This is a genomic window from Enterobacter sp. SGAir0187, from assembly GCF_002952735.2.
Lineage (GTDB): Bacteria > Pseudomonadota > Gammaproteobacteria > Enterobacterales > Enterobacteriaceae > Enterobacter > Enterobacter quasiroggenkampii.
Window position 1 is genome coordinate 1,600,975 of sequence record NZ_CP025034.2, and the last position, 16,703, is coordinate 1,617,677.

16 protein-coding genes are annotated in these 16,703 nt (G+C 57.8%); 3 read left to right on the forward strand and 13 right to left on the reverse strand.

Annotation, left to right across the window (positions count from 1 at the left end; genetic code table 11):
• Positions 1-13 precede the first annotated feature (13 nt).
• From dinB to CWR52_RS07785, 8 genes are all read right to left on the reverse strand, one after another.
• Positions 14-1,072 (reverse strand): DNA polymerase IV, encoded by a 1,059-nt coding sequence (gene dinB, locus CWR52_RS07750; RefSeq protein WP_104949318.1) that lies wholly within the window; start codon positions 1,070-1,072, stop codon positions 14-16.
• A 108-nt stretch (positions 1,073-1,180) separates the two neighbouring features.
• Positions 1,181-1,384 (reverse strand): (Na+)-NQR maturation NqrM, encoded by a 204-nt coding sequence (nqrM, locus tag CWR52_RS07755; protein ID WP_023615899.1) that lies wholly within the window; start codon positions 1,382-1,384, stop codon positions 1,181-1,183.
• Complete coding sequence (nqrF, locus tag CWR52_RS07760; protein WP_104949319.1) at positions 1,384-2,607, reverse strand: NADH:ubiquinone reductase (Na(+)-transporting) subunit F; 1,224 nt, start codon at positions 2,605-2,607, stop codon at positions 1,384-1,386. Before nqrF ends, nqrM begins: the two co-directional genes overlap by 1 nt.
• 10 nt (positions 2,608-2,617) lie before the next feature.
• A complete protein-coding gene (gene nqrE, locus CWR52_RS07765; protein WP_104949320.1) occupies positions 2,618-3,214 on the reverse strand; it encodes an NADH:ubiquinone reductase (Na(+)-transporting) subunit E in 597 nt (198 codons plus the stop codon).
• Positions 3,215-3,220: 6 nt separating this feature from the next.
• Entirely contained in the window at positions 3,221-3,859 is a 639-nt protein-coding gene (locus tag CWR52_RS07770) for an NADH:ubiquinone reductase (Na(+)-transporting) subunit D (RefSeq protein ID WP_024909466.1), read from the reverse strand.
• The gene (locus CWR52_RS07775) at positions 3,852-4,646 is read right to left on the reverse strand and encodes a Na(+)-translocating NADH-quinone reductase subunit C (protein ID WP_045909847.1); all 795 of its coding nucleotides are present in this window, start codon (positions 4,644-4,646) and stop codon (positions 3,852-3,854) included. Before CWR52_RS07775 ends, CWR52_RS07770 begins: the two co-directional genes overlap by 8 nt.
• Positions 4,639-5,874, reverse strand: a complete 1,236-nt coding sequence (locus tag CWR52_RS07780; protein WP_104949321.1) for an NADH:ubiquinone reductase (Na(+)-transporting) subunit B — start codon at positions 5,872-5,874, stop codon at positions 4,639-4,641. Before CWR52_RS07780 ends, CWR52_RS07775 begins: the two co-directional genes overlap by 8 nt.
• A gap of 3 nt (positions 5,875-5,877) precedes the next feature.
• Positions 5,878-7,221, reverse strand: coding sequence for a Na(+)-translocating NADH-quinone reductase subunit A (locus tag CWR52_RS07785; protein WP_104949322.1), 1,344 nt, complete (start codon positions 7,219-7,221; stop codon positions 5,878-5,880).
• A gap of 298 nt (positions 7,222-7,519) precedes the next feature.
• Between CWR52_RS07785 and dpaA the strand changes: the two genes are divergently transcribed.
• The gene (gene dpaA / locus CWR52_RS07790) at positions 7,520-8,260 is read left to right on the forward strand and encodes a peptidoglycan meso-diaminopimelic acid protein amidase (protein ID WP_008500261.1); all 741 of its coding nucleotides are present in this window, start codon (positions 7,520-7,522) and stop codon (positions 8,258-8,260) included.
• On the opposite strand, the gene CWR52_RS07795 is transcribed toward dpaA, so the two are convergent.
• Complete coding sequence (locus CWR52_RS07795; protein ID WP_008500262.1) at positions 8,231-8,998, reverse strand: class II glutamine amidotransferase; 768 nt, start codon at positions 8,996-8,998, stop codon at positions 8,231-8,233. The genes dpaA and CWR52_RS07795 overlap by 30 nt on opposite strands.
• A 57-nt stretch (positions 8,999-9,055) precedes the next feature.
• Positions 9,056-9,634, reverse strand: a complete 579-nt coding sequence (lpcA, locus tag CWR52_RS07800; RefSeq protein WP_104949323.1) for a D-sedoheptulose 7-phosphate isomerase — start codon at positions 9,632-9,634, stop codon at positions 9,056-9,058.
• 239 nt (positions 9,635-9,873) lie between these two features.
• Between lpcA and fadE the strand changes: the two genes are divergently transcribed.
• Together fadE and CWR52_RS07810 are read left to right on the forward strand one after the other, a co-directional pair.
• Positions 9,874-12,318 carry an acyl-CoA dehydrogenase FadE gene (gene fadE, locus CWR52_RS07805; protein ID WP_104949324.1) on the forward strand — a complete coding sequence of 815 codons (2,445 nt, stop codon included), beginning with the start codon at positions 9,874-9,876 and terminating at the stop codon, positions 12,316-12,318.
• Between the two features lie 108 nt (positions 12,319-12,426).
• The gene (locus tag CWR52_RS07810; protein WP_104949325.1) at positions 12,427-13,197 is read left to right on the forward strand and encodes an amidohydrolase; all 771 of its coding nucleotides are present in this window, start codon (positions 12,427-12,429) and stop codon (positions 13,195-13,197) included.
• A 57-nt stretch (positions 13,198-13,254) separates the two neighbouring features.
• On the opposite strand, the gene CWR52_RS07815 is transcribed toward CWR52_RS07810, so the two are convergent.
• Genes CWR52_RS07815 through CWR52_RS07825 form a run of 3 tightly spaced genes read right to left on the reverse strand, consistent with a single transcriptional unit; the run spans position 13,255 to position 16,685 of the window.
• The gene (locus CWR52_RS07815; RefSeq protein WP_104949326.1) at positions 13,255-14,856 is read right to left on the reverse strand and encodes a gamma-glutamyltransferase family protein; all 1,602 of its coding nucleotides are present in this window, start codon (positions 14,854-14,856) and stop codon (positions 13,255-13,257) included.
• 9 nt (positions 14,857-14,865) lie between these two features.
• Complete coding sequence (locus tag CWR52_RS07820) at positions 14,866-15,741, reverse strand: ABC transporter permease (protein WP_104949327.1); 876 nt, start codon at positions 15,739-15,741, stop codon at positions 14,866-14,868.
• Positions 15,742-15,743: 2 nt separating this feature from the next.
• Positions 15,744-16,685 (reverse strand): ABC transporter permease, encoded by a 942-nt coding sequence (locus CWR52_RS07825; protein WP_008500268.1) that lies wholly within the window; start codon positions 16,683-16,685, stop codon positions 15,744-15,746.
• Between the last annotated feature and the right edge of the window lie 18 nt (positions 16,686-16,703).

The window sequence follows — 16,703 nt, forward strand, 5'->3', positions numbered from 1 at the left end:
CGATTAGCGTAATCTACAGCCCCAACACCAACTGACGCTCTAACTGCGGATCCAGCAGCGTGACGTGCAATCCCACCAGCCTCACCCCTCGTCCGCCCCGGCGCTCTTCCCATGCCTTTTTTGCCGTCGCGATAAGATCGTCTTTATTCAAACGCGGCCAGACATGTTCCTGCGTGGTCTGCTGGAAATCGTTGAATTTGAGTTTGATGCCCTGACGGGCGATGAGCAGGTCCGGCTTCACCTTGCTTAAGCGTCGCTCCAGCTCCGGATAAAGCTGTTCCGTGATAATAGATTCGCACTCGGACCAGTCATGAATATCTTCAATGAGGGTGCGCTCGACGCCAACGGATTTCCGCAGCCGTTCGCTATTCACATCGCGATCGTCAATCCCCTGGCTGCGCTCCCACAGCACGCGGCCAAACTTCCCGAAGCGCTTAAGCAGCATCGCGAGATCGCTTCGCTGCACGTCTTCACAGGTGCGTAACCCCATGCTTTCAAGCTTTGCGGCGGAGACTTTTCCTACCCCGGGAATTTTGCCGAGCGGCAGCGTTTTTAAAAATGCAGGCACCTCTTCCGGCGTAATGACGAACTGGCCGTTGGGCTTATTTAAATCCGAGGCAATTTTGGCAAGGAATTTAACGGGCGCCACACCCGCCGATGCCGTCAGATTCAGCTCGTTGAAAATCGTCTGGCGGATCTCCTGCGCCATCAGCGTGGCGGAGCCATGGCAGTGCACGCTGTCGGTCACATCGAGATAGGCTTCGTCCAGCGACAGCGGCTCTATCAGAGAGGTATAGCGGGAGAAGATTTCCCGAATATGAAGGGAAGCCTCTTTATAGGCGTCGAACCGCCCGGGCAGAAGCGTGAGATGAGGGCACAGCTTTAAGGCCATCGCCGTCGGCATGGCGCTGCGCACGCCAAATTTGCGCGCAGGATAGTTGGCGGTGCTGATGACACCACGCTGAACGCGGCTGCCACCAATGGCGATGGGAATATCCCGCAGCGCCGGGTTGTCTCGCATCTCCACTGCGGCAAAAAAGCAGTCCATATCAACATGGATTATTTTGCGCATAGTAAGCCCTCACTCATCACTGGATAAGTATACAGTAAATAAATGAGGATTGAGAAGCAGATGTAAGAATGCCGGGTGGCGGCTTTGCCTTACCCGGCCTACAAAAATTTAAATAATGCGCTGCTGCTCGCGCGCCATGCGTTTTTTGCGGGCGTCGCACGGTTCCGGGCAGTCGCAGACCTTCTCCATACCAATGGAGGAAATACCGCCGCAGCTGCCCTGAATGCTTTTCCGCTTAACGATCCAGCCTAACGACATGCCGAAGATAACAAGCACAAAAACCACAAAGGTTGCCAGAAACGTCAGCATCATCAGCCTCCAAAGTCATCAAGCATGATGTTCTCATCTTCGACGCCGAGATCTTTCAGCATCTTAATCACGGCGGCGTTCATCATCGGCGGACCACACATATAGAACTCGCAGTCCTCGGGCGCCGGGTGCTGTTTGAGGTAGTTTTCATACAGCACGTTGTGGATGAACCCCGTATAGCCCGTCCAGTTATCTTCCGGCTGCGGATCGGAGAGCGCCACGTGGAAGGTAAAGTTCGGGTTTTCACGTGCCAGCTGTTCAAACTCGTCGTCGTAAAACATTTCGCGCAGCGAGCGCGCCCCGTACCAGAAGCTGATTTTACGCATGCTGCCGAGCCGCTTGAGCTGGTCGAAAATGTGCGAGCGCATCGGGGCCATACCGGCACCGCCGCCGATAAAGACCATTTCCGCGTCGGTATCTTTCGCGAAAAACTCCCCGAACGGACCGGAGATGGTCACCTTATCTCCCGGCTTCAGGGACCAGATGTATGACGACATCACGCCCGGCGGCGCATCCGGCACATTCGGTGGCGGCGTGGCGATACGCACGTTGAGCATGATAATGCCCTTCTCCTCCGGGTAGTTGGCCATCGAGTAGGCGCGCAGCGTCGGCTCTTTTACCTCTGATACAAAGCGGAAGAGATTGAATTTGTCCCAGTCAGCGCGGTACGCCTGCGGAACGTCAAAGTCCGCATACGCCACGGTATGCTCAGGACACTCAATCTGAATGTATCCGCCGGCGCGGAACGGGACATCTTCCCCTTCCGGTACGCGCAGCTTCAGCTCTTTGATAAAGGTGGCTTTGTTATCATTGGAGATAACCTCGCACCCCCATTTTTTGACGCCGAAAATCTCTTCCGGCAGCGCAATCTTCATGTTCTGACGCACCGCGACCTGGCAGGCCAGACGGCAGCCCTCTTTTGCCTCACGCTTTGTGATATGCGCCAGCTCGGTGGGCAGAATATCGCCACCGCCCTCTTTTACCGTCACGCGGCACTGCCCGCAGGAGCCGCCGCCGCCGCAGGCTGAGGAGACAAAAATGCCGTTGCCGGAGAGCGTGTTGAGCAGTTTATCTCCCGCAGGCGTGCGGATTTGATTCTGCGGATCGTCATTAATATCAATCACCACGTCACCGGAATTCACCAGCTTCGCCCGCGCTGCCAGAATGAGTCCTGACAGCACCAGTACAATCAGCGTGAACATCACCACGCCAAGAATAATTTCCATCTGTTAGCCCTTATAGCTGCACACCGGAGAAGGACATAAAGCCCAGCGCCATCAGCCCGGTGGTGATAAAGGTGATCCCTAAGCCACGCAGACCCGCAGGCACGTTGGCATATTTCATTTTCTCGCGGATCCCCGCCATGGTGACAATCGCCAGCATCCAGCCGATACCGGAGCCGAAACCGTACACCACGGATTCACTGAAGCTGTAATCACGCTGAACCATAAACGAGACGCCGCCAAAGATGGCGCAGTTCACCGCGATCAGCGGGAGGAAGATCCCCAGCGCGTTGTACAGCGACGGGAAGTACTTATCGAGGATCATCTCGAGGATTTGCACCAGCGCCGCGATCACCCCGATAAAGGTAATGAAATTCAGGAAGCTGAGATCAACCCCTTCCACCAGCGCGCCATCCCGCAGCACGAAGTTGTACACCAGATTGTTAATCGGAACCGAAAGCCCCAACACAACGGTGACCGCCACGCCCAGGCCAAATGCCGTGGAGACCTTTTTAGACACAGCAAGGAACGTACACATGCCGAGGAAAAACGCGAGCGCCATGTTTTCAACAAACACCGCGCGCACAAACAAACTCAGGTAATGAGCCATCGTCGGTTACTCCTTTTCCTGCTGTTCTGGTTTCAACGTACGAATCAGCCAGATCAACAAACCGATAATGAAAAATGCGCTGGGAGCCAGCAGGAACAGGCCGTTTGGCAGATACCATCCGCCGTTTTGCACCGTGTCCAGCACCGTGATGCCAAACAGCTTGCCGCTGCCAATCAGCTCACGCAGGAAGCCAACGGTCAGCAGGATCGCGCCGTAGCCCAGACCGTTGCCGATACCGTCCATAAAGCTCGCCAGCGGCGGCATTTTCATGGCGTAGGCTTCCGCACGCCCCATGACGATACAGTTGGTGATAATCAGCCCGACAAACACCGAGAGCTGTTTGGAGGTTTCATAGGCGAAGGCGCGCAGCAGCTGATCGACCACGATCACCAGCGAGGCGATGATCGCCATCTGCACGATGATCCTCACGCTGTTGGGAATGTGGTGGCGGATCATCGAGATAAACATACTCGAAAACGCCGTAACCAGCGTGACGGCCAGCGTCATCACCACCGCCGTTTCCAGCTTGGTCGTCACCGCCAGGGCTGAACAGACGCCCAGCACCTGCAGCGTGATCGGGTTATTGGCGAGCAGTGGGCCAATGAGCACCTTTTTCACTTCTTTCAGTTCACCGGTATCAGCCATTGTTCAGCGCTCCTTCACGTACGTTTTTCAGGAAAGGACCAAAGCCCAGCTCGCCCATCCAGAAATCAAAACTGTGCTGCACGCCGTTTGAGGTGAGCGTGGCGCCGGAAAGCCCGTCGACCGCGTAGTCGTCACCGGGACGTGCCGCCCCTTTCATCACCTTCAGCGCAGGAAGACCGTTATCGTCGAGCACTTTCTTGCCGACAAACTGTGCCCGCCAGTTAGGGTTCTCAACTTCGCCACCCAGCCCCGGCGTTTCGCCCTGGTCGTAATAGGTAATGCCTTTTACGGTGCGCCCATCGGTATCAAGGGCCACAAACGCGTACATCATTGACCACAGACCGTTGCCGTAGACAGGAAGCACCACTTCCTGAATGCGTTTTTGGGGGTCACGCACCAGGTAAATTTCGGCGAGATTGCTGCGGCGCTTAATCCCGGCAGGGTCTTGCGATGCCTCGAGCGTCAGGCTCATCTGCGGATCTTTCAGCGCCAGCGCCTGGTTGAAGGTTGCCGGGTCTTTATCCAGCAGCTGGCCGGTTTTTAAATCCACCAGACGCGCGGAAATACGTTCGGCAAAGACGGCCGAAACCTCATCTGCGCTCATCCCCTCCTGCATCAGCCCGGCCACGGCCAGAATGTTGCGCTGTTTATCCAGGGCACGTTGCTCCTGCTGCAGGGGTTTTAACCCCACGGCAGAACCGGCCACGACAATGGAGCAGACCAGACAGAGCACCAGCACCACCAGCAGCGTTTTGCTGATGCTGTCGTTATTTTTGACTTCAGCCACGCGCCTTCCTCCGCTTGATGTTGGCCCGCACCACCAGGTAATCGAAGAGTGGCGCAAACAGGTTGGCAAACAGAATCGCCAGCATCATCCCTTCCGGATACGCCGGGTTGACCACGCGGATCAGGACACACATCGCGCCAATGAGCACGCCATAGCTCCATTTACCTTTATCGGTAAACGAGGCCGAGACGGGGTCCGTCGCCATGAACATCATGCCGAACGCGAAGCCCCCCAGCACCAGATGCCAGTACCACGGCATAGAGAACATCGGATTGGTGGTCGAACCGATAAGGTTGAACATCGTGGCGGTCAGCACCATGCCGATCATCACGCCCGCCACAATCCGCCAGGAGGCCACGCGCCCAAACAGAATGATCGCTCCACCAATCAAAATCATCAGCGTCGAGACTTCACCGATGGAGCCCGGAATGTTGCCAATAAAGGCATCAAACCAGGTGACTGGCTGACCCGTCGCATTGTTCACCAGCGTTTCGCCACCGTGGGCCGCCCACTGTGAAAGCGGCGTCGCGCCGGAAAAACCGTCTGCCGCCGTCCAGACCAGATCGCCTGAGATTTGCGCGGGATAGGCAAAGAAGAGGAACGCACGTCCCGCCAGCGCCGGGTTGAGGAAGTTCCGCCCGGTGCCGCCGAAGATCTCTTTGGCAATCACCACGCCGAAACTGATGCCCAGCGCCGCCTGCCAGAGCGGTAAGGTTGGCGGGACAATCAGGGCAAACAGAATCGAGGTCACGAAGAAGCCTTCGTTGATCTCGTGTTTACGGATGATGGCAAACAGCACTTCCCAGAAGCCGCCCACGATAAATACCGTGAGGTAAATCGGGAGGAAGAACACCGCGCCCAGCGTCATCATGCTGATCCAGCCCGCGTCTGCAGCGAAGCTCACCCCTAACGACTGGGCCAGACGGTAGTGCCAGTCAGACTGAAGCACCTGCGCCAGCTGCTGCGCATCGTACATGTGGTGCAGCGCCGGAATGGTCTGCAGGCCAACGTTGTACATCCCCCAGAACATCGCCGGGAAGACCGCAAACCACACCAGGATCATCATCCGCTTAAGGTCGATGGCGTCGCGAACGTGCGCCGCGCCTTTCGTCACCAGCCCCGGCGTGTAGAAAATGGTCGCCGTTGCTTCATACAGCGGGTAGTACTTTTTGAGCTTCCCTTCGGTAAAGTGCGGCTCAATTTTTTCAAAGAGGTGTTTTAAGCCCATCGATTATCCTTCCTGCTCAATGCGGGTTAACACCTCGCGCAATACCGGTCCATATTCGTATTTTCCCGGACAGACATAGGTACAGAGCGCCAGATCTTCTTCGTCAAGTTCCAGACAGCCCAGCGCCTGCGCGCTGTCGGTGTCACCGGCGAGCAGATCGCGCAACAGCATGGTCGGCAGAATATCCAGCGGCATGACGCGCTCGTAGTTACCAATCGGGACCATGGCGCGCTCGCCACCGTGCGTACTGGTCGAGAAGCTAAACAGCTTATTACGCAGGAAATGGCCCAGCGTGGTCCGGGTGACGGAATATTTTTCCGCACCGGGCAGCACCCAGCCGAACAGCTCTTTCTCACGCCCTTCCTGCACAATGCTGACCTGAAGATGGAAACGTCCCAGATACGCATGTGCATTGACAGCATGGCGGCCACTGAGGACCGAACCGGAAATCAGGCGGTTTTCGCCCGCTTTGGTTTCGTCGTTCAGCAGTTCATTGATATCCGCGCCAATCAGCGTTTTCACCAGACGCGGGTTTACAGCCTGCGGCCCGCCGATGGCGATGACGCGTTCTGCGCACAGCTCTCCGGTGGTGAAGAGCTTCCCGATGGCGATGACGTCCTGATAATTAAGGTGCCAGACCTGTTTCGCCAGACTTACCGGCTCAAGAAAGTGGATGTGCGTTCCAACCAGACCCGCCGGATGCGGGCCCGCAAACGCATTAAACGTGACCTGCCCCTGCGGATGTCCGCCGAGCTTGCCGCCGCCGGCCTGGCAAACGTGGACTTTCCCCGACGTCAGGCGGGTTAACACGGTCAGCCCGGCATCAAAGGCTTTGCGCTGCGCCAGGATAACCGGCTGCGGGTCCACGCTGAGCGGGTTGGTGTCCATTGCTGTGACGAAAATCGCGGCCGGTTCCGTACCGGGAACCGGGGATTTGCTGAAGGGACGGGTACGAAGCGCGGTCCATAAACCGGACGCCAGAAGCTGAGCCTGAACAGCGTCACGGCTCAGCGACGCGAGGTCTGCGGCATCGTAATGGGCGAATTCACGCTGTTCGTTGCCTTCAATGCGGATAACCACCGACTGCAGAACGCGTCGTTCGCCACGGTTAATCGCCACAACGGTGCCACTCGCGGGGGCCGTGAACATCACGCCGGGATTTTTTTTGTCCTCAAAGAGCGCCTGTCCTGCGCTCACGCGATCGCCTTCCTGTACCAGCATAGAAGGTCGCATTCCCAGGTAGTCGTCGCCCACAATGGCGACATGACGGACACGTGCGCCTGTCGAAACGTGCTGCGCGGGCACGCCTGCAATCGGCAAATCAAGTCCTTTTTTTATTTTAAACATGTGGTTAGCAGGTTTCCATGAACAACAATCCAGTGGCCGCGAAGTGTAACATTTTCCCCTTCTCGCGGGCAGGGAAACCGCCGTCGCGCGCGCCAAATTGCGAGCTAATGCGCAAAGTTCCTGGAGCCATCGCGATTTTGATGGTTTATAAAGTAAAACTAATTTGTAAACTCACCGCCCGGCTCTTGCGAAAATCTCTAGCGGTGCTAATGTGAGCGCTCCTAACAGAATAATCTGATTTCGGGTCTCTTTTGCCGTCCTGGCAAGTTGGTCATGGTTTTATCAAGGAACTAGTAGTATGCGTAAAATCGCATTGTTCATTGCGATGCTTCTGATTCCGTGCATGTCGTTTGCCGGACTGCTCAGCAGTAATAGCTCAACGACGCCGATCAGCAAAGAATATAAACAGCAGTTAATGGGATCGCCGGTTTATATTCAGATCTTCAAGGAAGAACGCACTCTCGATCTGTTTGTAAAAATGGGTGAGACGTATCAGCTGCTTGATAGCTACAAAATATGTAACTACTCCGGTGGATTAGGGCCAAAACAGCGTCAGGGCGATTTCAAAAGTCCGGAAGGGTTTTACAACGTTCAGCGTAGCCAGCTCAAACCAGACAGCCGTTTCTATAAAGCCATCAATATCGGTTTCCCGAATGCCTATGACCGTGCACACGGTTATGAAGGTAAATACCTGATGATCCACGGTGCCTGCGTGTCTATCGGCTGCTACGCGATGACCGATTCCGGCATTGATGAGATTTTCCAGTTTGTCACTGGCGCGTTGGTCTTTGGTCAGCCAAACGTTCAGGTCAGCATCTATCCGTTCCGCATGACGGATGCCAACATGGCGCGTCACAAATACTCGTACTACGCGGATTTCTGGAAACAGCTGAAACCCGGCTATGACTACTTCGAGCAGACTCACAAGCCGCCTGTTGTCTCGGTTGTGGATGGCCGTTACGTGGTCAGCAAGCCGCTGAGCCACGAAGTTGTCCATCCACAGCTGGCGTCAAATTACACGGTCCCCGAGACAAAATAGCACCCACTCGCCTGGCATAATCTTTTGCCAGGTTTCGTTGCCCGTCAGCGGCTGCGTTGCAATAACAGTGACCACATCGTTCGGTGTGGTCTCCTTCTGAAAGTCTATCTCCACATCCTGATCGAGCAGCGTTGCCACGCCAAACGGCGCACGGCGGGTGATCCAGAACAAATTCGTCGAGCAGAAGGCCATCACATAGCGGCCGTCAGAGAGCAGCATGTTGAACACGCCCTTTTCGCGTAGCTCGGTCGCCAGCGTCGCGATGTATTTGAACACGGCAGCCATGTTGCCTGGCGTGCGGGGATAGCGTTCCGTCAGCTTGTGCAGCAGCCAGCAGAAGGCTTTTTCGCTGTCGGTTTCGCCAACCGGGCGGAAATTGCCCGTTTCCAGCGACTTATAGCCCGTGAGTTGCCCGTTGTGCGCGTAGGTCCAGTTACGGCCCCACAGCTCGCGGGTAAACGGATGGGTATTTTCCAGCGCTACTTCGCCACGGTTAGCCTGACGGATGTGGGCGATCACCGAGCGGGACTTGATGGGATAGTCCTGCACCAGTTTGGCAATCGGTGAGTTAAAGCTGGGCTGTGGATCTTTGAACGTGCGACACCCTTTACCTTCGTAGAAGGTGATGCCCCAGCCGTCTTTATGCGGCCCGGTTCCTCCACCGCGCTGCACCAGCCCGGTGAAACTAAAGCAGATATCGGTTGGCACATTCGCGCTCATCCCGAGCAGTTCGCACATACATCACCTCCACAACAGCGGGGGCAGCGCCCCAATGGATATGCCCCCCGCGAAGTCTTACTTAGCCATCTCTTTTTCGATCAGCTGGATCAGGATGTGGATCACTTTGATGTGAATTTCCTGAATGCGGTCAGCATAACCGAAGTGCGGAACGCGAATTTCGATATCCGCCGTACCGTCCATCTTACCGCCATCTTTACCCGTCAGGGTGATGACTTTCATTCCCTTTTCACGTGCAGCAGCAATCGCTTTGATCACGTTGCCGGAGTTGCCAGAGGTAGAAATCCCCAGCAGCACGTCGCCTTCACGGCCTACCGCTTCAACGTAGCGAGAGAAGATGTGGTCGTAACCGAAGTCGTTGCCTACGCAGGAGATGTGGCTCACGTCGGAAATCGCAATCGCCGGGTAGCCCGGGCGGTTTTCGCGATAGCGACCGGTCAGCTCTTCTGCGAAGTGCATCGCGTCGCAGTGAGAGCCGCCGTTACCGCAGGAGAGCACTTTGCCACCCGCTTTGAAGCTGTCGGCCAGCAGGACCGCCGCGCGCTGAATAGCGTGAATATTGGCATCATCTTTCAGAAAATTCGCCAGCGTTTCCGCCGCTTCGTTCAGTTCGTTACGAATAAGATCCTGGTACATGAGGATAATCCTTCAGTATTGATGAAATAACACAGTGGAGTGTACCGGATAGCGGGAAAAGCGAGAAGCTAAAGCCATGCGAAACGTCCGGCGTTTTGCTTTTTCGTGCCGAGTAAAACGCGAACAATGTGAACCAGGTTGTAATTATTTTGTAAACACATTGCTAAAGGAAATAACATCAACTACAACCATATCATCACAAGTGGTCAGACCTCCTACAAGCAAGGGAGCTTTTCTTTATGATGATTTTGAGCATTCTCGCAACCGTTGTTCTGCTCGGTGTGTTGTTCTATCACCGCGTAAGTTTATTCCTGAGCAGCCTGATTCTTCTGGCCTGGACGGCTGCGCTTGGCGTCGCAGGTCTCTGGAATATCTGGCTTTTAGTCCCTCTTGCCATCATCCTTCTGCCGTTTAACTTTGCCCCGATGCGTAAATCAATGATCTCTGCACCGGTGTTCAAAGGCTTCCGCAAAGTGATGCCGCCAATGTCGCGCACTGAAAAAGAGGCGATTGATGCGGGCACCACCTGGTGGGAAGGCGACCTGTTCCGGGGCAATCCAGACTGGAAAAAGCTGCATAACTACCCGCAGCCGCGTCTGACCGCGGAAGAACAGGCGTTTATTGACGGTCCGGTAGAAGAAGCCTGTCGTATGGCGAACGACTTTGCTATCACCCATGAAATGGCCGATCTGCCGCCAGAGCTGTGGGCGTACCTGAAAGAGCATCGCTTCTTCGCGATGATCATTAAGAAAGAGTACGGCGGTCTGGAGTTCTCCGCTTACGCTCAGGCTCGCGTGCTGCAAAAGCTGGCAGGCGTTTCCGGGATCCTGGCGATTACCGTTGGCGTGCCTAACTCCTTAGGCCCGGGCGAACTGCTGCAGCATTACGGTACAGAAGAGCAAAAAGATCACTACCTGCCGCGTCTGGCACGCGGTCAGGAAATCCCTTGCTTCGCGCTGACCAGCCCGGAAGCAGGCTCCGATGCGGGCGCGATTCCGGATACCGGCGTGGTCTGCATGGGCGAGTGGCAGGGCGAGCAGGTGCTGGGCATGCGCCTGACCTGGAACAAGCGTTATATCACGCTGGCACCTATCGCCACCGTGCTGGGTCTGGCCTTTAAGCTCTCTGACCCGGAAAAACTGCTGGGCGGTGAAGAAGATCTGGGCATTACCTGTGCACTGATCCCAACCTCTACACCAGGCGTCGAAATTGGTCGTCGTCACTTCCCGCTGAACGTGCCGTTCCAGAACGGTCCAACCCGCGGCAAGGATATCTTTGTGCCGATTGACTACATCATCGGTGGCCCGAAAATGGCCGGTCAGGGCTGGCGTATGCTGGTGGAATGTCTGTCGGTGGGCCGCGGCATTACCCTGCCGTCGAACTCAACCGGCGGTCTGAAGTCGGTCGCGATGGGGATTGGTGCCTACGCACACATCCGCCGTCAGTTCAAAATCTCCATCGGCAAGATGGAAGGTATCGAAGAGCCACTGGCGCGTATCGCGGGCAACGCCTACGTGATGGACGCCGCCGCCACGCTGATTACCTACGGCATTATGCTGGGCGAAAAACCGGCCGTACTGTCCGCTATTGTGAAGTACCACTGTACCCACCGCGCGCAGCAGTCAATCATTGACGCGATGGATATTGCAGGCGGTAAAGGCATTATGCTCGGCGAAGGCAACTTCCTGGCGCGCGGCTATCAGGGCGCACCGATTGCCATCACCGTGGAAGGGGCAAACATCCTGACCCGCAGCATGATGATCTTCGGTCAGGGCGCAATTCGCTGCCATCCTTACGTGCTGGAAGAGATGGCCGCTGCACAGAACAACGACGTGGATGCCTTCGATAAGCTGCTGTTCAAACATATCGGTCACGTAGGCAGCAACAAGGTGCGCAGCTTCTGGCTGGGCCTGACGCGCGGCCTTACCAGCGCCACGCCGACCGGCGATGCAACTAAACGTTATTATCAGCATCTGAACCGTCTGAGCGCCAACCTGGCCCTGCTGTCTGACGTTTCCATGGCGGTGCTGGGCGGCAGCCTGAAGCGTCGCGAACGTATCTCTGCCCGTCTGGGCGATGTGCTGAGCCAGATCTTCCTGGCCTCTGCGGTCCTGAAACGTTACGACGACGAAGGCCGTCAGGAAGCGGATCTGCCGCTGGTGCACTGGGGCGTACAGGATGCGTTGTATCAGGCTGAACAGGCGATTGACGATCTGCTGGCGAACTTCCCGAACCGCTTCGTGGCAGGCGCCCTGCGCGTGTTGATCTTCCCGACCGGTCGTCACCATCTGGCGCCGTCCGACAAGCTGGACCACAAAGTGGCGAAGATCCTGCAGGTTCCGAGCGCAACCCGCTCCCGCATCGGTCGCGGTCAGTACCTGGCACCGACGCCGCATAACCCGGTGGGTCTGCTGGAAGAGGCGCTGCTGGACGTGATGGCCGCCGATCCGATTCACCAGAAGATCTGTAAACAGCTGGGCAAAAACCTGCCGTTTACCCGTCTGGACGAACTGGCAAAACAGGCGCTGGCCGGTGGCATTATCAGTAAAGATGAAGCTGCTCTGCTGGTGAAAGCCGAAGAGAGCCGTCTGCGCAGCATTAACGTGGATGATTTCGAACCGGACGAGCTGGCGACGCAGCCGGTAAAGCTGCCGGAGAAGCACCGCAAACCTGAAGCGGCATAACGCGTTTCGCTTATACAAACCCCGCCTCGCGCGGGGTTTTTTATTGCCACATTTTCTCGTTATGTCGTGCTACAGTGTCAAAAAGTGGTCGTTTGAGGAGTCTGTATCGTGCCTGGTCTGAAGATTTCTATTTTGCAACAACCTTTAGTGTGGATGGATGGCCCCGCCAACCTGCGCCACTTTGATCGTCAACTGGAAGACATTACCGGGCGTGATGTGATTGTCCTGCCGGAAATGTTCACCACCGGCTTTGCCATGGAAGCGGCAAAACAGTCAATGCCTCAGGATGAGGTGGTCGCCTGGATGTACGCCAAAGCGCAGCAGACTAATGCGCTGATCGCCGGCAGCGCCGCCCTGCAGACCGAACGCGGGCCGGTGAACCGCTTCCTGCTGGTGGAGCCGGAAGGGAACGTGCATTTTTACGATAAACGCCACCTGTTCCGCATGGCGGATGAGCATCATCACTATGAGGCCGGTAACGAGCGCGTGGTGTTTGAATGGCGCGGCTGGCGTATTTTGCCGCTGGTCTGCTACGACCTGCGTTTCCCGGTGTGGTCGCGTAACCGCAACGATTACGACCTGGCGCTGTATGTTGCCAACTGGCCTGCACCGCGCTCCCTGCACTGGCAGTCGCTGCTGGTGGCGCGCGCGATTGAGAACCAGGCGTACGTGGTGGGCTGTAACCGCGTGGGGACGGACGGCAACGGGCATCACTATCGCGGCGACAGCCGGGTGGTGAATCCGCAGGGGGAGATCATCGCCACCGCCGAGCCGCATCAGGCAACGCGTATTGATGCCGAATTATCATTAACGGCGCTGAAGGAGTACCGGGAGAAGTTTCCGGCGTGGCAGGATGCGGATCCTTTTAGCATTGAGTGAAAAAAAAGCCGGGTGGCGGCTACGCCTTACCCGGCCTACCAATGTTGCTCGCTTCTTTTAACTCACCAGCGCCTGCCCGTCCTTGCGGCTTTCCGTCGCGGCCACGTAGTGTCCTTCCGGCAGGCGGTAAATCACCTGCGCGCCACCGAAGTTGTAATCCTGAAGCGGATCTTCCACCACGATCTGATGCCCGCGCTCGCGCAGCGCGGCAATCGTGTTGCGATCGAACGTCGATTCAACGATCACCTCCCTGCCCTGCACCACGCGCCAGCGCGGGGCGTCGATTGCCGCCTGCGGGTTTTGCCCGTGCAGCATGATGCGCAGCGCCATCTGCATGTGCCCCTGCGCCTGCATCGGGCCGCCCATCACGCCGAAGGACATCAGCGGCTGGCCGTTGCCGTCCATCGCAAAGCCCGGAATGATGGTGTGGAACGGGCGCTTGCTGCCCGCCAGCGCGTTCGGGTGCTTTGGATCCAGCACAAATCCGCAGCCCCGGTTTTGCAGGCTGATCCCGGTCTCCGGCACCACAATGCCTGAACCGAAGCCCATATAGTTGGACTGAATAAACGAGACCATCATCCCGCTGGCATCCGCGGTGCTGATGTAGACCGTGCCGCTCTGCGTCGGGGAACCGTAGACAAAATCAGAGGCGCTGTCGTGGTTGATCAGCGCCGCACGCGACTTCAGATAATGGTCGCTCAGCAGCTCTTTTGCCGCGAACGCCATGTGCTCTTCATCGGCCACGTAGCGGTCGAGATCCGCCAGCGCCAGCTTCATCGCCTCAATGGACAGGTGCAGGGACTGCACGGAATCCGGATGATGCTTCTCAATGCCGCACTGCTCAAGGATGCCGAGCGCAATCAGCGTGGCGATCCCCTGACCGTTAGGCGGGAGCTCCTGCACCGAACCGCCCGCGAAGTCGCGCGACAGCAGTTCTACCCAGTCCACGCGATGGTTGGCCAGATCCTCAGCCGTCAGGTGCGCGCCATGTTCTTTGGCGAAGGCGGCAATTTTCTGCGCCAGCTCGCCGCGGTAAAAGGCGTCGCCGTTAGTTTTCGCAATCAGCTCCAGCGAGTTCGCCTGCGCCGGGTTACGGAAGATCTCCCCCACGCGCGGGGCGCGGCCTTCCGGCGCGAAGCAGGCGCTGAAGCCCGGCTGATCTTTCAGCTTGTGATAGCCGCGCTGCCAGAGATGCCCAATCAGCGGGGAGACCGGGAAGCCGTTGCGCGCGTAGTCAATGGCGGGCTGCGCCAGCGTGGTCAGCGGCAGCGTGCCGAAGCGTTCCGCCAGGGCGACCCAGCCGGATACCGCGCCCGGCACGGTCACCGCGTCCCAGCCGATTTCCGGCACCGCGGTTTTTCCGGCAAACAGATCCGCATGCCAGCTCGCCGGCGAACGACCGGAGGCGTTCAGGCCGTGCAGCTTTTCACCGTCCCAGACGATGGCAAAGGCGTCGCTGCCGATCCCGTTGCCGGTCGGCTCGACCACCGTCAGCGCCATCGCGGTGGCAATGGCCGCATCCACGGCATTTCCGCCCAGCTGCAGCATCTTCATACCCGCCTGCGCCGCCAACGGCTGAGACGTTGCAACGGCGTTATGGCCCAGCATCGGCGGGCGGCGTGAATCGTAACCGGACGTAAAATCAAGCGCTTTGGTCATCATGACTCCTTAGTCATGGCGCGGATCGAGCGCATCGCGCAGCCCGTCGCCGAGTAAATTAAAGCCCTGCACGGCAAGGAAAATCGCCACGCCGGGGAAAATGGACATCCACGGGGCCTGCTCAAGAAAACCTTTGGCGGTGTTGAGCATGGAGCCCCAGGACGGATTGGGCGGCTGCTGTCCCAGCCCCAAAAACGACAGGCTGGCTTCAGCGATAATCGCCGAGGCAATGGCCAGCGTGGCCTGCACCAGGATCGGCGACATCACGTTGGGCAGGACGTACTTGATGATGATCCAGCGATCCGGCAGGCCAATCGCCCGCGCGCCGTCGATATACTCTTCGTTGCGAATGGCGATCACCTGCCCGCGCGTCAGGCGGGCGAAGATCGGCATCGCCGAAAGACCGATGGCGATCATCGCGTTGGTCAGGCTCGGGCCCAAAAATGCCCCCAGCGCGATCGCCATGATCAGGAACGGACAGGCCAGCAGCGCCTCGATCACGCGCGAGATCACCCCGTCCCACATCTTCTGGAAGTAGCCCGCCACCAGCCCCAGCGGAACGCCGATAACCACCGCAATTACCACAGACATGCAGCCCGCCATCAGCGAGGTGCGCGCCCCCCAGATAATGCGGGACAGGATATCGCGCCCCAGCTCGTCGGTGCCGAACCAGTACATCGCCGACGGCGCTTTGCGCACCGCCAGGAAGTTGGCTTTAACCGGATCGAACGGGGCGATCCACGGCGCCAGCAGCGCCACCAGCACAAAGAACCCCACCACCACCGCGCCAATGACCGCGCTTTTATTGCCGAGGAATTTCTTCAGTACCCGGTTTTGTGCCCCCGGCAGCGCAGGCACAACGGTTTGCGTCGTCAGTTCTGCCATGGTTAACCTCGCATTTTCGGGTTGATGAGGACGTAGAGCACGTCGGCCAGAAGGTTCAGCATCAGGAAACCGATCGCCACGATCAGCACCACGCCCTGCACCACCGCGTAGTCACGGTTGAATACCGAATCGACGATCATCTTGCCAAAGCCCGGAATGGTGAAAACCTGCTCGGTCAGCACCGCGCCGCCCAGCAGCTCGCCAAACAGCAGCGTGGTGAGGGTAATCACCGGCACCAGCGCGTTGCGAAACGCGTGCTTCAGGATCACCGCTTTCGGCAGTAGCCCTTTCGCCCGCGCGGTGCGGATGTAATCCGCTTTCAGAACGGCAATCATCGAGGCGCGGGTATGGCGCATCAGCGTTGCCGCGAGGCCCGTTCCGAGCACGGACGCGGGCAGCAGCAGCGTGCGCAGGTTCTGGAGCGGATCTTCGCTGAACGGCACATACCCGGATGCGGGGAGCCACTGCAGGTTCACCGAAAAGACCAGAATCAGCAGGATCCCCAGCCAGAAGTGCGGGATCGAGATCCCCGAGATCGCCACAAAGTTCGCCCCGTGATCGACCCAGCTGTTTTTATTCACCGCCGCGAGGATCCCCATGCTGATGCCAAACACCAGCGCGATAATCATCGCCAGCAGCGACAGCTCCAGCGTAACCGGCAGCTTGCTGGCAATCAGCTGCGTCACCGGCTCATGCGTGCGTAAGGAGACGCCCAGATCGCCCTGCAGCGCCCGCGTCAGCCAGTGGAAATACTGTACGGGAATGGGCGCATCAAGGTTCAGCTCCGCGCGCAGCTGAGCGATAACTGCCGGGTCGCGCTCCTCGCCGGCCATGGCGATCAGCGGGTCGCCGGGCAGCAGCTTTTGCAGCCCAAACACCATCATGCTCACCAGCAGTAGCGTCGGGACGGCCAGCAGCAGACGTTTGCAAATCAGTTCCAGCATGGGCTCTCCTCAGGACGG

Coding starts and splice junctions, on each gene's coding strand:
- CWR52_RS07820 (WP_104949327.1), bottom strand. CDS start 15,741: ATGGCAGAACTGACGACGCAAACCGTTGTGCCTGCGCTGCCGGGGGCA.
- CWR52_RS07825 (WP_008500268.1), bottom strand. CDS start 16,685: ATGCTGGAACTGATTTGCAAACGTCTGCTGCTGGCCGTCCCGACGCTA.
- CWR52_RS07785 (WP_104949322.1), bottom strand. CDS start 7,221: ATGTTTAAAATAAAAAAAGGACTTGATTTGCCGATTGCAGGCGTGCCC.
- CWR52_RS07795 (WP_008500262.1), bottom strand. CDS start 8,998: ATGTGCGAACTGCTCGGGATGAGCGCGAATGTGCCAACCGATATCTGC.
- CWR52_RS07780 (WP_104949321.1), bottom strand. CDS start 5,874: ATGGGCTTAAAACACCTCTTTGAAAAAATTGAGCCGCACTTTACCGAA.
- dinB (WP_104949318.1), bottom strand. CDS start 1,072: ATGCGCAAAATAATCCATGTTGATATGGACTGCTTTTTTGCCGCAGTG.
- fadE (WP_104949324.1), top strand. CDS start 9,874: ATGATGATTTTGAGCATTCTCGCAACCGTTGTTCTGCTCGGTGTGTTG.
- CWR52_RS07815 (WP_104949326.1), bottom strand. CDS start 14,856: ATGACCAAAGCGCTTGATTTTACGTCCGGTTACGATTCACGCCGCCCG.
- lpcA (WP_104949323.1), bottom strand. CDS start 9,634: ATGTACCAGGATCTTATTCGTAACGAACTGAACGAAGCGGCGGAAACG.
- CWR52_RS07770 (WP_024909466.1), bottom strand. CDS start 3,859: ATGGCTGATACCGGTGAACTGAAAGAAGTGAAAAAGGTGCTCATTGGC.
- nqrE (WP_104949320.1), bottom strand. CDS start 3,214: ATGGCTCATTACCTGAGTTTGTTTGTGCGCGCGGTGTTTGTTGAAAAC.
- dpaA (WP_008500261.1), top strand. CDS start 7,520: ATGCGTAAAATCGCATTGTTCATTGCGATGCTTCTGATTCCGTGCATG.
- nqrF (WP_104949319.1), bottom strand. CDS start 2,607: ATGGAAATTATTCTTGGCGTGGTGATGTTCACGCTGATTGTACTGGTG.
- nqrM (WP_023615899.1), bottom strand. CDS start 1,384: ATGATGCTGACGTTTCTGGCAACCTTTGTGGTTTTTGTGCTTGTTATC.